The organism is Alkanindiges illinoisensis, assembly GCF_004377485.1.
Lineage (GTDB): Bacteria > Pseudomonadota > Gammaproteobacteria > Pseudomonadales > Moraxellaceae > Alkanindiges > Alkanindiges illinoisensis_A.
In genome coordinates this window covers 1-14,894 of sequence record NZ_SNTY01000018.1, presented here as the reverse complement: position 1 = coordinate 14,894, position 14,894 = coordinate 1, and the positions used below count along the sequence as shown (strand labels likewise).

Below are 14,894 nucleotides of genomic sequence, written 5' to 3'. Positions count from 1 at the left end.
CTGGGCAAAGTGGTTTAACCCTGCTTTTGGAATAAATAAACCTGAAAACTGGCGCTGGTTTTTAGTAAATCAGCCTGTTCCAATTGCTGTCGTTTATCTGCTTTGGCTTTCCAGGCATAAGGTGTCATGGCAATCAAATGCCGCAATGCACTCTGCTCAAGCGTTAGTGCATAGGTGAGAACATCCTGCCGGATTAAGCAAAAATCTGGTGCCAACGTTTCAATAAATTTTTCCGGCTGATGCGGATTGACCTGCTCAAACAGAGCCGCGCGCATTTCATGTAAATGGCCTGTTGCCGGGGTTACTACCAGCAAGTAACCATGAGGCTTAACAACACGCGCCATTTCTTCCCGGGGCAATGGACTAAAAAAACTGGTGATGACATCGATCGACTGGCTGGCAATTGGCAACTTGGCCGCACTGGCAATCAGCCAGCTAATATCCGGGTAGCGCTTGGCCGCAATTTGTATGGCAGTTTTGGCAATATCTACGCCAATGATTTGACTAGCAACTTCTGGCATGCCACTGGTATAAAACCCTTCACCGCAGCCAATGTCCAGCACGAACTGCGCCTGTAACTCAGCCAGCCAGTTCATTAGCTGATCTTTAAGCGGCTGATAATAACCTGCCTGCAAAAATTCACGGCGTGCCTGTACGGCCTCGACGGTATCACCCGGACTTTTACTGTTTTTATGCTGGACAGGCAATAAGTTGACGTAGCCCTGCCTTGCCACGTCAAAACTATGCTGGTTACTACAAACCCAGCGTGTTTTTTCCTGCAGCAACGCGGTGTGACACAAGGGACAAATAATGGTCATGGCGCTATCCTGTTTAAAAGCAGCGCTATTGTAAGGGGTTTTTAACCGTGAAGTAATTTTACCCTGCTATTTTTACCTGACTCCTTAGCCGTGGTTTTTTTAATAATTATTTTTTAAAAACCACATTAAGAATACTTTTGGGTTTCAACTGATCTGACACTGATTTGTCCTGCTGTTTATAAAGTCAATGCCTCATGGGAGCTGACTGGGCTTTCACTGACATGGTTCAGACTATCGTTGATTTGTTCTACCCATCGTTTGATTTGTGCTGATGGTGCACGGGTTTCGGTGAGGGTCGTCACCCAGCGCATCTGACACATGCGTAGCTTGGTAATGCTACTGGTATGCTGAATATCCTTGATAAGTGCGCTGGCCAGCAAACCACAATATTCGCGCAGGCTACTCATCATCAATTGCTTGACCTCATCAAAACTTAAATAAACTGGATTACTGGGCAACATGGCCGCTGAATGCAGGTCAGCAGAAATAATAATATCCTGTCCAGCAAGACTGGGGATTAAATCCGGCATTCGTTCAGGTGTAACAATTTCCTGATGGGTTTGTAATATTATAGCGCTGGCTGGCTGGGCTATTTGATTTTCAGTGATGATTTGCTGGTGCTGTGAAATGCCAGCCTCAACATGAATTGGCGCGCTAGGCTGAATTTCTGGAGTGAACACCGACGGTATGGCCTGCACATTAGTTTCTGCCACCGTGCTCGCTTCTGGGAACTTATTGGTTTCTGGTGCAGCAATCAGCTGGTGTTCCAGTAGTACTGCCAGATTATCCGGGGTGGCTAGCTGACGTAACTGCTGCTGGCTTAAATGACTGGCACTGCCATTTTCGATCATCAGCAGCAAGGCGCGCTGGCGCGAAGTCAGTTTGACCGAACGGTTTTCAAGTGCCTGATTTCCCTTAGGCGTACGGTAATACTGAGGCAATGTCACTGTACACACTCCACATGATTCAACGATTTAACCCGTTAAAGATTTTAGGCAGTATTTGTGACAGCCAAATGATAACTGTAAGCAACAAGTATAAAAAAAGCTGGACTAGCCAGCTTCTGTTTATTTTTTAGTGAACAAGTTATCGCAATTTCAGGGTCATCAGGCCAATGACCACCAGAATAATGGTGATAATCCAGAAACGAATCACCACCTGGGTTTCCTTCCAGCCCTGCTTTTCATAATGATGATGCAGTGGTGCCATTAAAAATACCCGTTTCTGGCGCATGCGCAATGAACCAATTTGCAGGAACACCGATACGGCTTCCATGACAAATACACCGCCCATGATGGCAAATACAATTTCCTGACGCACCATCACGGCCAGCGTGCCCAGCATGGCGCCTAAGGCGAGTGCACCCACATCACCCATAAAGATTTGGGCAGGATGCGCATTAAACCACAGGAATGCCAGTCCTGCCCCAACCATGGCACTGCAAATGACAACCAATTCACTGGCATAGACCACATAGGGAATATGTAGATAATCGGCAAAGCGCACATCGCCGGACAGGTATGCAAATACGCCCAGTGCAGCAGCCACCATCACCACCGGCATAATAGCCAGACCATCCAGTCCATCGGTCAGGTTAACGGCATTACTGGCGCCATTAATTACCAGATAGGTAAATACAATGAAGGCCAGGCCATACGGAATCACTGAAAATGGCAAGCTCAGGTTTTTGAAAAATGGAATCAGCAGATCCAGCATGCCGGCGCTATGCACGGGATTGGTTTGCTGGGCAGCAATAACATACAGCGCAATACCAGCTCCCAATGACGCAATTGACGTCCAGAAAAACTTTTTGCGCGCGGGCAAGCCCTTGTTATCCTTATAGCGAATCTTGATCCAGTCATCTGCCCAGCCAACGGCACCAAATACCACCATCACGCCCAGCACAATCCACACATAGGGATTACGCAAGTCTGCCCAGAGCAAGGTACTAATACCAATACTGATCAATATCAGGATGCCGCCCATGGTGGGTGTGCCCATTTTAACCGCATGGTTTTCCGGGGCAAAGCTACTGACTGCCTGACCATATTTAAGCGCACGCAACCTGCGGATCATATAAGGCCCAACCAGCAGGCCGATGCCCATTGAGGTCAGCACGCTCAACAGGGCACGCAGGGTTAAATATCGAAAAACCTGAAACCAGCTAAAGTGTGTAGCCAGTAATTCAGATAGCCATAACAGCATTACGCGTTCTCCCCTAAATTGGCAGTTTAGCCAGCAATTGCGCCAGCAGGCAGGCCATCAATCAAATCAGCAATCAGGCTTTCCATTCTGGTATAGCGTGAGCCTTTAAATAATAAGCTGGCATTGGACGTTTTAGCCTGTGCCAAAAATTGACGCAAATGTAGAAGTAACTCAGGTTTTTCAGTAAATGCCTGTGCTTGCATCTGCTGGTTTTGTGACTGCAAGCCATCAATGGTTTGTGCTGCAAATTCACCCACTGCAAATACAGCATCAAGTTTTAGGCTTGCTAAATCCTGTCCCAGTGAATAATGCTCTTCACGAGCCGCTTCACCCAGTTCGCCAATGTCACCCAGCACCAGTATTTTGCGGCCTGCCTGCGCGGCCAGTACCTGTGCGGCAGCGCGCATGGAATGTGGATTGGCATTATAGGTGTCATCAATAACCAGCCAGTTGCCATACTTTTTAAAAGTCAGGCGACCCTGTGCGCCAACGGCGGATTCCAGACCTTGCGCAATTTGTTGCAGGGGAACATCAATCGCCAGTGCAAAGCTGGCTGCTGCCAGTGCATTTTCAATATTGTGCTGGCCAGCAAACGGCAAGGAAATGGCAATCCGGCCTTGCGGTGTCACCAGCTCAAACTGACTGCTGGTAGCCTGTAATTCAATATTCTCGGCAAAGACATTACCGCCCGTACCAAATGAAATGGTTTTATGACGACTAGCGGCCTGCTGCACCACGTCACTAAAATCCCCATGTGCAGGCACAATGGCAATCGCCGGATGGGTATCATTGGCTTTTAAATGTTTAAAAATTTCCGACTTGGCATTTGCAATACCCAAACGTCCGCCGAATTCCCCCATGTGCGCTGTGCCAATGTTCAGCACACCGGCAACCTGTGGCTGCACCAGATTTGAGGTATAGTCAATTTCGCCCACATGGTTGGCTCCAAGTTCCATCACGGCGTAGCGATGCTCCGGCAGCAATTCCAGCAGCATCATAGGCACGCCAAGGTCATTGTTTAAATTGCCACGGGTTACCAGCGTAGGCGCACTCAAGCGCAAAATACTGCCCAGCATTTCCTTGACTGTGGTTTTACCGCTACTGCCAGTGAGGGCCAGTACGGTTAAATCCGGTTGCTGCTGGCGGCGATAACTTCCTAGATGCCCCAATGCCAAGCGCGTATCCGGCACGACCAGTTGGGGCACCGCCAGTTGTTCAATCACACGAGAAACAATCACTGCACTGGCACCATTTGCAACCGCATCAGCCGCAAAGTTATGGCCATCAAAACGCTCACCCACCAGTGCCAGAAACACATCATTGGGCTGCACCCGGCGGTTGTCAGTCACAATCCGGTTAAATGATGCTGGCGTTTGTGCATGCAGGTTATGCCACTGGCCTTGCGTGGCTTGCTGTAATTGCTCACTGCTCCACGGCGCAGTAGCAGCCGAAGATGTTGGAAGAGTATCAGACTGACCCATGATTTACTCGATATGCCTTAATATGCCTAAAAACACCAATATACTTACGAACACCAGCTATGCCGGATAGCCGGTTGATGATGCGCCCTTTAAACCCAATGCTGCCCTTAACTCCACCACGTCATCAAACCAGTGGCGCACGCCATCAATTTCCTGATAATTTTCATGACCTTTACCTGCAATCACCACAATATCCTGTGGCTTAGCCTCAGCAACCACAAAACGAATGGCAAGGCGGCGATCTGCTTCTATCTGTAATTTTTGGCGTTGCTGCTCGTCAATACCAGCCAGCATATCATCCAGAATTTGCTCCACTGCCTCACTACGCGGGTTATCTGCCGTTAACAACACCTGATCTGCAAGTGCCAGTGCAGCCTGAGTCATTAACGGACGCTTGCCCCGGTCGCGGTCGCCACCGCAGCCAAAGACTGCCCATAACTGGCCTTCATTCGTGACATGATGCTTTAAGCTGGCCAACACCTGCGTGAGGGCATCGGGGGTATGCGCATAATCCACCACAAACAGCCGCTGCTGATCCTGAACCACCTGCATCCGGCCCGGCGCACCTTGCAGCAATGGCACAAACTGCTGAATTTGTGCAAGGCTCAGGCCAAATGCCAGTGCACCAGCCATCGCCGCCAGTAAATTGGCCACATTAAAATGTCCCAGTAACGGGCTATGCAAGGTGCACTCGCCGTGTGGCGTACTTAAGGCCAATGCGGCACCGGACAGTGAATACTGAACATGGCGAACATAAAAATCGGCTGTGGAATCTTTTAAGGAATACGTCCAGATCATTGCACCTTGTCCTGATCCCTGCCCTGCGTCCTGAGCATTCCCATGCCCGGCTTGCACGGCTGCATCCTGCATGATGGCCGATGCTGCATCATCTGCATTTAAGACAATGTATTTTAATGAAGGAAAGGCAAACAGTTTGGCTTTGGCGGCGGCATAGTGTTGCAGCGTGCCATGATAATCCAGATGATCACGGGTTAAATTGGTAAAAATGGCCACTTCGATTGGCGTCCCAGCCAGCCGTCCCTGATCCAGCCCATGTGAACTGGCCTCAAGGCAGGCATACTGTGCGCCCTGCTCACCAAAGCGATGCAATTGCTGTTGCAGGTGAATAGCATCTACTGTGGTATGCGTCGATGGCTCAATATTGGGCAAAATGCCATTGCCTGTGGTGCCCATGACGCTGCTTTTGAAATCTGCCTGATACAACAGCTCGGCCAGCAGGCGAGTTACGGTAGTTTTGCCATTGGTGCCGGTAACTGCTGCAATCCGCGGCAGCGTTACTGTTTGCTGGTGTTGTAGCCAGCGCTGGGCCAGTATGCCAATCCACTGGCGTAAATCTTCAATAAAAAATACCGGCTGGTTTTCAAACTGGCCAACAAACTCATCATCAAACTGGTTAATTGCCACCTCGCTGAACACAGCCATAGCACCCTGCGTCAACGCTGACTGGATAAACTCAGCCATGCGTGCAGCCTGTGCGGTGCCTTGCAGGGCAAAAAACACATCGCCTTTTTTAACGCTACGGCTATCCAGAACCAGATTGTTTATTGGCTGGGTTGGCCAGTGATTATCAGCATATTCAGGCCAAAGCTGCCCCAGTGAACAGGGTGAAGATACAACCGCTAAATTAGGCTCTAACATGGCTCACCTTAGTCTGCCGGGCTTAACTTTGGCAGGTCGAGTGCCCGGTCTAGCGGGACATTTAGTAAGCGCAAGGTTTCCTGCATGACCTTACTAAACACCGGGGCAGCCGCCAGTCCACCGTATTTGGTCACCGGATTTTCGACCACTACCACCATGGCAATCCGTGGATTACTCACTGGGGCAATGCCTGCAAACAGGGCACGGTACTCTGTGGTGGAATAACGGCCATTCACCAGCTTACGTGCTGTCCCGGTTTTACCCGCCACGCGATAGCCCGGAATGGCAGCACGGGTGGCTGTCCCGCCCGGCTGGATTACCCCCTCCATCATGCTCAGCACTTCCTGCGTGATTTTAGGATCAATCAATTGTTCACCTGCTGGTACTTTGTCCAGTTTTTTTAAGGTGAGGGGATGCGCCACACCGTTATTAGCTACAGTGGCATAGGCTTGAGCCACCTGCAATGCCGTGGCATTTAAACTATAGCCATACGACATGGTGGCCACTTCGGATACATTCCACAGTTTGGATGGCAGAATCAAGCCTGCAGCTTCACCGGGAAAGTGCACGGCAGTTCGCTGCCCATAACCCAGCCGTTTAAAGAAAGTGGGCATGGTGCTATAAGGCAGTGACAAGGCGATTTTTGCAATCCCCACGTTGGATGACTTAACAATAATCCCGCGCATGTCCAGCACGCCATAATTATGCGTATCACTGATCCGGTGGTTGCCAATCATCATGCTGCCGGGGTTGGTATTGACCGTATTGTTCACCTGCCATTTGCCACTTTCCAGTGCAGCCAGCATGGAAATGGGCTTCATGGTGGAACCCGGCTCAAACATGTCAATGGCTGCACGGTTACGCATGGCATCCTTATTGGTCAGGCCATTGGGATCATTCGGGTTAAACGACGGCCAGCTGGTCATGGCCAGAATCTCACCGGTTTTCACATCCACCGCCACTGCAGTGGCAGAACGTGCATTTTGCGCGATCCCAGCCGCGGTTAACTCGCGATACAAAATATACTGCAAGCGCGAATCAATACTTAAGGTCATGTTCTGACCCGGTGTTTCCGGCTTGATCAGCTCAACATCCTTAATCCGGTTGCCGCGGCGGTCACGCATGACCCGCATTTTGCCATCTTCACCAGTAAGCAGCTTGTTCCAGGCCATTTCCAGACCTTCAACCCCGCGACCATTGCGGTTGGTTAGACCAATAATCTGGGCATTGGGCTGCGCTTGCGGATAATAGCGCTTAAAATCATTTTCCGGATAAACCGACTGGAACTTGCGGCTTAGGATCACCTTGGCCGTTGGTGGTGGTAACTGGCGCTTTAAAATAATATAGCGCGATGTTTTTTTGTCACTAACCAGCTTGATCAGCTTTTCACGGTCTTCACCAATGGCATCAGCCAGTGCATTTAAGTCAAAATTGGTTCGGGCCAGTTGCCGCTTTAATCGCGCACTGGTGGGATTTTCTTTTAGCTTTTGTTCAATTTCCCGATGCTCTGCCACGGCCTCAAAGTATTCCTTGGGATCCATCCACAGGTTAACCATTGGGGTGCTGATCGCTAGCGGGACTCCATTACGGTCACTAATCACGCCACGGGTTGCCTTGAGCGTATCGGTACGCAAAATCATGGCATCGGCTTTTTTCTGCAAAAACTGGTGATCCAGTACCTGCACATAAAAGGCCCGGGCAATCAGGATCATAAAAAATGCCGCCACACAGCCCCACAGGATTTTAAAGCGCCACAAATCAACGGCAAGGCTGGGCTTTTGAGTCACAGAGCGCTGTTTGGCTCGTTTTTTCTGGTCGCCCGCAAGAATATTTTTTTTCATTGATGCAATAAGCCCGCTTACAACGTCGGTGTGGTTAGGACCACGGTTTGGGTAGGTGGCGGAGAATACATGCGCAGGGTCATGACAGCACGGCTACCAATTTGTGCCGTCGCACCAAAGGTCTGCTGTTCAATCAGCAGGCGACCCCACTCCACATCCAGGTCTTCGCGGGCCTCACGCACCTCTTGCAAGCCCCTGAACTCCTGCCGATACATGAATACCTGCTGTACCACAGCAATGGCACTACCCACAATCAGCAGTATCAGTAATATCGGTAAACACCATGTTTTTAATGATGGCGAATGCAAGACTGATCGAATACCCATTAGGCATGCTCCAAACGCTCAGCCACACGCAGCCATGCACTGCGGGCACGCGGGTTTTCGCTCACTTCCGCAGGGCTTGGGGCAATACGGGCAACTTTCTTAATGGTTCGTGGATCAGGCTCTGGTTGCGGCAACCAGCCCTGCTCCGGCAATGTAGATTGCTGCTGGATAAACTGCTTGACCAAGCGGTCTTCCAGCGAATGAAAACTAATCACTGCCAATCGTCCCTGTGGCTTTAAGGCCTGTACAGCCTGTGGTAAAAAGTTCGTTAAATCATCAAGTTCATGGTTAATGGCAATCCGGATTGCCTGAAAACTACGCGTGGCCGGATGCTTGTGTTTTTCCCATTTGGGATGCGCTTCCTTGACAATTTGTGCCAGTTGACCTGTGGTTTCAATCAGGCCAGCCTGCTTAATGGCTCTGGCAATCCGGCGGCTATAGCGCTCTTCGCCATATTGAAATAATACATTGGCCAGGTCTTCTTCTTCAATATCCTGTAGCCACTGCCTGGCCGTAAGCCCCTTGCTATTGTCCATGCGCATGTCCAGTGGGCCATCCTGCATAAAGCTAAAGCCTCGCCCGGCCTGATCCAGCTGCGGTGAAGACACGCCCAGGTCTGCCATGACCCCATCAACCAAACCAGTACCGAGCTGTGCCAACTGAACCGTGAGTTCGGCAAAACTGGCATGCACCATAGTCAGGCGTGCATCCTGCTGCATCAGTTCGGCACCCACAGCCTGTGCCTGCGGGTCCTTATCAAATGCAATGACCCGGCTATTGGCACTTAAGCGGTTTAACAAAGCCTGGGTATGGCCTCCACGCCCAAACGTGGCATCAATGTAGATACCTTCTGTGCGTCCAGCCAGTAACGCATCAATCGTTTCATGTAATAGCACAGAAATATGGGACATACCGCAACACTTGTAAAGAATAAGACCTGCAAGGGGCGACATTATCATGTTGTTGCACGGCTGCGCAAAGCAACTTTTTGTAGCAGGTCACATTTATTAGAATTATTTAATTTTCTTGTCTAAAGTTTAGCGGGCTAATTATTTCTGAGCTTTTTTCTACTAACCTTAATGCACTATCTATAAGCTTGGCCTCACCATACTGCTGATTAATTCAATGCAAGGTACATTGAATTAACCAGCAGCATAGGAGCTGGCTGGAGTCCTGTTATTCTAGGTTTTGTTAGTTTAGTTTTTGGACTCATACAACTGGTCGAAAATCGCGCCATTGACAAAATGGGTTTGCTGAGCCTTACGCCAGCCCCCAAATACATCACCAATGGTAAATAGCTTAATTTTGGGAAACTGTGCGGCATACTTGGCCTGTACTTGTCGGTCACGTGGCCGGAAAAAATACTTGGCAGCCAACCCCTGCCCGACAGGCGAATACAGATAGTTTAAATAGCCTTTGGCCAGATTGCGGTTACCATCCTTGTCGACATTTTTATCGACAATCGCCACGGATGGTTCTGCCAAAATCGAAACAGACGGATAAACAATCTCAAACTGGTCTTTGTCCAGCCCGCCTTTGGTTGCCAGCAGTGCCTCATTTTCCCAGGACAGCAGCACATCACCAATGCCACGCTCGGCAAACGTGGTGAGCGAACCGCGTGATCCCGAATCCAGCACTTTAACATTGTGATACAACTGCTTAACCAGCTCGCGCGCCTTGGCATCATTACCACCAGGCTGCTTCAGTGCATAACCCCAGGCTGCCAGATAAATCCAGCGCGGTGCGCCACCAGTTTTTGGGTTGGGAGTAATAATTTCCACACCGGGCCTGGTTAAATCATTCCAGTCCTTAATATTTTTAGGGTTGCCCTTACGCACCAGAAACACCACGGTTGAGGTATAAGGTGCGGAATTGCTGGGAAACTCTTTTTGCCAGTTTTTATCAATTAACCCAGCATTACTGATCTCATCAATATCATTAGCCAGCGCCAGTGTCACCACATCAGCCTGCAAGCCATCAATCACGGCACGGGCCTGTTTGCCTGAGCCACCATGTGATTGCTGAAAATCAACGTCCTGACCTGTTTTATTTTTCCAGAAACTAGCAAATGATTTATTGTATTCCTGATAAAACTCACGCGTTGGATCATAGGACACATTTAAGAATTTGGTTTCTGCAAAAGCACTGCTCATGATCCCCGTGCCGATCAGCAGCGTCACTGCAACTTTTCTTATCCCCCGTGTGCGCATCAGTAATTACCTTGCATATTGATTATGCTGGCAAGATTACGCAAAAACCTTTGCCATGAAAAATAATTAAAATATGTTTTCTTATCTTATATTTTGCTAAATCTGCCAGCAGCGGCCAGCGCATGAATAGCGGGACGTTACCGTAAGTTTTCCGCTATAATCGCTGCAATTTAGAAATTTTGCACGCCAAGACCTATGACTGTCCGTACCCGTATTGCGCCCTCGCCAACCGGTTTCCCTCATGTTGGAACTGCTTATATTGCGCTATTTAACCTGTGCTTTGCCCGGCAACATGGTGGTGAATTCATTTTAAGGATTGAAGACACTGACCAGACCCGCTCAACGCCTGAGTCTGAAAAAATGATTTTGGATTCATTGCGCTGGCTGGGCTTAAGCTGGAGCGAGGGGCCGGATATTGGCGGGCCACATGCGCCCTATCGCCAAAGCGAGCGCATGGGCATTTATCGGCAATATGCTGAAGACCTAGTGGCAAAAGGCCACGCCTTTTATTGCTTTGCCACTAGTAAAGAACTGGATCAAATGCGTAGCGATCAACAGGTACGCGGCGAAACGCCAAAATATGATGGCCGTGGCTTAAAACTATCCGATTCGGAAGTCCAGCAACGTTTGGCTGCCGGTGAACCGCATGTGATCCGTATGAAAATTCCGGAAAGTGGCACTTGCCAGATTGATGACATGCTACGCGGCACGATTGAAATTCCATGGGAACAGGTGGACATGCAGATTTTGCTGAAAACCGATGGCATGCCCACCTACCATCTGGCCAATGTGGTGGATGACCACCTGATGCAAATTACCCATGTGATTCGTGGTGAGGAATGGATTCCTTCCGCCCCTAAACATCAATTGCTGTATCAATATTTTGGCTGGGACATGCCAGTACTGTGCCACATGCCGCTGCTGCGCAACCCCGACAAATCCAAGTTGTCCAAACGCAAGAATCCCACCAGCATTACCTATTATCGTGATATCGGCATTTTACCGGAAGCCTTGCTGAACTATCTGGGTCGCATGGGCTGGTCGATGCCGGATGAGCGTGAACAATTTACGCTTGATGACATGATTGCCAATTTTGATATTAAGCGCGTGTCTTTAGGCGGGCCAATTTTTGATGTGGAAAAACTTAACTGGCTAAACGGACAATGGATTAAAGGTCTAACACCGGGACAATTACTGGACAAAATTCTGGCATGGCGCGGCAACCGGGAAAAACTGGAACAAATTGCGGCAGCAATCCAGCCACGTATTAACACCCTGTCTGATGCGATTGACTGGGCAGGCTTTTTCTTTAACCGTGTGCCTAAAGTTGGGCCTGAGGCTTTTGCCAGCAAGAAGCTAAGCGAAGAACAAGTGCGTCAGAGCCTGCAACTGGCGGTATGGCGCCTGGAGGCGCTGATTAGCTGGAACAAGGATAGTGTCAGCCAAACCCTGATGACGCTGGCTGAACAAATGGGCATTAAGTTGCGTGACTTTATGCCGGCATTTTTTGTGGCGATTGCTGGCTCAACCAGCAGTACGCCAGTGATGGAATCCATGGTGATTCTGGGCGCTGACCTCACCTACGCCCGCCTGCGTGCGGCGCTGGAAGTACTGGGTGGTGTGAGTAAAAATGAAACCAAAGCCTGGCAAAAACTGAATGAAAGCCTGCAAATGCCGAAAAATTCAGCAGATGATGACGCCAATCCAACTTAATGATTGACAGGATGGCGCTGACTGCTTAACATCTGCAACCCATGGGGATATAGCTCAGTTGGTAGAGCGCTACAATGGCATTGTAGAGGTCAGCGGTTCGATCCCGCTTATCTCCACCATATTTAGATTTAAAGAAGTCCAAAATCGTCCGAAAAGCCTTGAAGCATATAGCTCCAAGGCTTTTTTGTTGTCCAAGCGAATCCGATATGATCCATTGGAATCTAGGCATTTTGTTGGTAGATCTGTTGGTATATGATGGTATTTAAAAATCCATACCAACAAATCAGCCAAATCACTCATAACCCTTATGATTTGAGGATGCCAAGATGCTCACTGATGCCAAAATTAAGAAATTACCGATTCCCCCTGCCACCCAGAAATCCCCTGACAAATACAGCGATATTCAGGGCTTACAACTTCATGTGTTCAGCACTGGCCGTAAATCCTGGTATATGGCCTACCGTTTTGAAGGCAAACAGAAGTCCTATGGCATTGGCACCTATCCTGAAGTGTCACTTGCCGAAGCCAGAGAGAAAAAGGAAGATGCGCGAAGGCTATTGAAAAAAGGCATTGATCCCAATGCCCTGAAAAAAGTTCAGCAGAAGGAAGATGCCGGGTTAAACAGCTTTCAGCATGTTGCTTTAGAGTGGTATGGCAAAAAACAGGCAGCTTGGGCAACCAGTACTGCTAATAAGGTTAAGCGTCGGCTTGAAGTTGATTTATTGCCTTATCTGGGTGAAAGGAACATTGCAGAAATTAGTGCGCCGCAACTGCTTGAAGTGATCCGCCGTATTGAAGATCGCTCTGTTGATACAGCTTATCGGGCATTGGAGGAATGTGGGCAGATTTTTCGCTATGGCATTGCAATCGGTACTAATGTTAATGATCCTTCAAGTGCATTACGCGGTGTGCTCACCAAGCGCCATAAAACCCACTTTGCTGCGATTACCGAACCAAGTGATGCTGGTGCCTTATTAAGGGCAATCGATGGGTTTAATGGCACCTTCGTCGTTAAGTGTGCTCTACAGCTTGCTGCCCTGTTCTTTGTACGTCCAGGCGAATTACGGCAGGCCAAGTGGTCAGAAATTGATTTTGACCGGGCTGAATGGCGCTATTTTGTCACCAAGACCAAGCAGGATCATATTGTCAGCTTATCAAGGCAGGCTTTAGAAATTTTAAGGCAATTGCATCAATCAACAGGGATATACGAATACGTTTTTATTGGTGGCCGTGACCCTAACCGTCCGATGAGTGATGCCGCCATTAACGCAGCTCTACGTCGTATGGGTTATGACACCAAGACAGAAATGACCGGCCATGGATTCAGGGCAATGGCGCGTACTATTCTGCATGAACGACTGGGTATGGATCGTGATGTGATTGAGCACCAGTTGGCTCACCGGGTGCCTGATGCACTAGGTGGTGCTTATAACCGCACCCGCTTCTTAGATCAGCGTAAAGCAATGATGCAGGCCTGGGCTGATTATCTGGATGAGCTGAAAGCTGGATAAGTCATGTAGGCTTTTAACAAGCAGGCTGAGATATGTAATTTAAGGATGTAGTAGGCAAGAATCTATGCTTGCCTATGCTTTAATCAAGTTGAACAGATGCACCCTAATAGAATTAACTCAAAATATTTAAAGAAAATCTAATATTTTGCTTAGAGCAGAATAAGAACCTAAAGTGCTTTAAATAAAAGATAATAATCTAAACACTTTAGATTTATATAAAACTTACCGCATTAAAAGGGGGGCGTTCAAAAATCTGTGTCAGCCAAATTACTAGATTTTAATTATATCGTCTAAACGCCCCTCGAAGTAAATAGATAATTGAGTGATAGTCTGTCCCCAGTTGGTGACAGGCATTGTCCATTTTTCCGAAGCTTGTTGAATACCAATGTACAGTAATTTCATCAAGCTATCATCATTAGGAAAAGCCCCTTTGGTTTTGGTCAGTTTACGGAATTGGCGATGTACAGCCTCAACCGCATTGGTCGTATAGATCGGTTTTCTAATCGCTTTTGGATATTTGAAATAAGCTGAAAGTAGATGCCATTTGTTACGCCATGACTGGATAACCACACCATATTGTTCACCCCATTTTGCTTCCAGTTCATCGAGTGCCGCTTCTGCTGCTCCTTTGGTATCAGCACGGTAAATTGGCTTTAAATCAGCCATAAACGCCTTTTGGTCACGACTGGCTACATAGCGTAGAGAGTTACGAATCTGATGAACAATACACAGTTGCACCTCAGTCTTGGGGTAAATCGCTGCTATGGCTTCAGGAAAGCCTTTTAAGCCATCCACGCAAGCAATCAGAATATCCTGAACACCTCGATTTTGTAAATCCGACAGAACAGTAAGCCAGTGGTTTGCACCCTCACTTTCCGATAGATATAGGCCCAACAATTCTTTCCTGCCCTCAGTATTTAAAGCTAAAATGGTATAGATTGCTTTACTGACATAAATGCCTTTATCTCTCACTTTATAATGTATCGCATCTAGCCACATAAACGGATAAACAGCATCCAGTGGACGTTGTCGCCATGCCTGTAACTGCGGGAGGAGTTTGTCTGTAATGTTGGTAATTGCACCATCTGAAACATCCAGTCCATACATGTCTGCAATATGTTTTTGAATAT

At 48.4% G+C, this 14,894-nt stretch carries 12 protein-coding genes and 1 tRNA gene; 3 read left to right on the top strand and 10 right to left on the bottom strand.

Annotated features, from left to right (window positions below; genetic code table 11):
* Positions 1-14: 14 nt before the first annotated feature.
* The 9 genes from E2B99_RS05995 to E2B99_RS05955 form a co-directional block, all read right to left on the bottom strand.
* The gene (locus tag E2B99_RS05995; protein ID WP_134244047.1) at positions 15-818 is read right to left on the bottom strand and encodes a putative RNA methyltransferase; all 804 of its coding nucleotides are present in this window, start codon (positions 816-818) and stop codon (positions 15-17) included.
* 176 nt (positions 819-994) lie between these two features.
* Positions 995-1,765 (bottom strand): hypothetical protein, encoded by a 771-nt coding sequence (locus E2B99_RS05990; protein ID WP_134244046.1) that lies wholly within the window; start codon positions 1,763-1,765, stop codon positions 995-997.
* 139 nt (positions 1,766-1,904) lie between these two features.
* Positions 1,905-3,023: a phospho-N-acetylmuramoyl-pentapeptide-transferase gene (gene mraY, locus E2B99_RS05985; protein ID WP_026471578.1), complete on the bottom strand. Its 1,119-nt coding sequence runs from the start codon at positions 3,021-3,023 to the stop codon at positions 1,905-1,907.
* A gap of 26 nt (positions 3,024-3,049) precedes the next feature.
* On the bottom strand, positions 3,050-4,504 hold the full coding sequence (locus E2B99_RS05980) for a UDP-N-acetylmuramoyl-tripeptide--D-alanyl-D-alanine ligase (protein WP_134244045.1): 1,455 nt from the start codon (positions 4,502-4,504) through the stop codon (positions 3,050-3,052).
* Between the two features lie 57 nt (positions 4,505-4,561).
* Complete coding sequence (locus E2B99_RS05975) at positions 4,562-6,163, bottom strand: UDP-N-acetylmuramoyl-L-alanyl-D-glutamate--2,6-diaminopimelate ligase (RefSeq protein WP_134244044.1); 1,602 nt, start codon at positions 6,161-6,163, stop codon at positions 4,562-4,564.
* Between the two features lie 8 nt (positions 6,164-6,171).
* The gene (locus tag E2B99_RS05970) at positions 6,172-8,004 is read right to left on the bottom strand and encodes a peptidoglycan D,D-transpeptidase FtsI family protein (RefSeq protein WP_134244043.1); all 1,833 of its coding nucleotides are present in this window, start codon (positions 8,002-8,004) and stop codon (positions 6,172-6,174) included.
* A gap of 17 nt (positions 8,005-8,021) precedes the next feature.
* Complete coding sequence (locus E2B99_RS05965) at positions 8,022-8,330, bottom strand: cell division protein FtsL (RefSeq protein ID WP_134244042.1); 309 nt, start codon at positions 8,328-8,330, stop codon at positions 8,022-8,024.
* Positions 8,330-9,241, bottom strand: a complete 912-nt coding sequence (gene rsmH / locus E2B99_RS05960; RefSeq protein ID WP_134244041.1) for a 16S rRNA (cytosine(1402)-N(4))-methyltransferase RsmH — start codon at positions 9,239-9,241, stop codon at positions 8,330-8,332. The genes E2B99_RS05965 and rsmH overlap by 1 nt, the downstream gene beginning before the upstream one ends.
* A gap of 285 nt (positions 9,242-9,526) precedes the next feature.
* Positions 9,527-10,540, bottom strand: a complete 1,014-nt coding sequence (locus E2B99_RS05955) for a sulfate ABC transporter substrate-binding protein (RefSeq protein ID WP_134244040.1) — start codon at positions 10,538-10,540, stop codon at positions 9,527-9,529.
* A gap of 195 nt (positions 10,541-10,735) precedes the next feature.
* On the opposite strand from E2B99_RS05955, the gene gltX reads away from it, so the two are divergent.
* The 3 genes from gltX to E2B99_RS05940 all read left to right on the top strand — a co-directional run bounded on the left by gltX (position 10,736) and on the right by E2B99_RS05940 (position 13,764).
* Positions 10,736-12,253: a glutamate--tRNA ligase gene (gene gltX, locus E2B99_RS05950; protein WP_134244039.1), complete on the top strand. Its 1,518-nt coding sequence runs from the start codon at positions 10,736-10,738 to the stop codon at positions 12,251-12,253.
* 43 nt (positions 12,254-12,296) lie between these two features.
* Positions 12,297-12,372: transfer RNA gene (locus tag E2B99_RS05945), tRNA-Ala, on the top strand.
* A gap of 207 nt (positions 12,373-12,579) precedes the next feature.
* A complete protein-coding gene (locus E2B99_RS05940; protein WP_134244038.1) occupies positions 12,580-13,764 on the top strand; it encodes a tyrosine-type recombinase/integrase in 1,185 nt (394 codons plus the stop codon).
* Between the two features lie 270 nt (positions 13,765-14,034).
* On the opposite strand, the gene E2B99_RS05935 is transcribed toward E2B99_RS05940, so the two are convergent.
* A partial coding sequence (locus tag E2B99_RS05935) for an IS256 family transposase (protein ID WP_134244037.1) occupies positions 14,035-14,894 on the bottom strand: 860 nt, incomplete at its 5' end.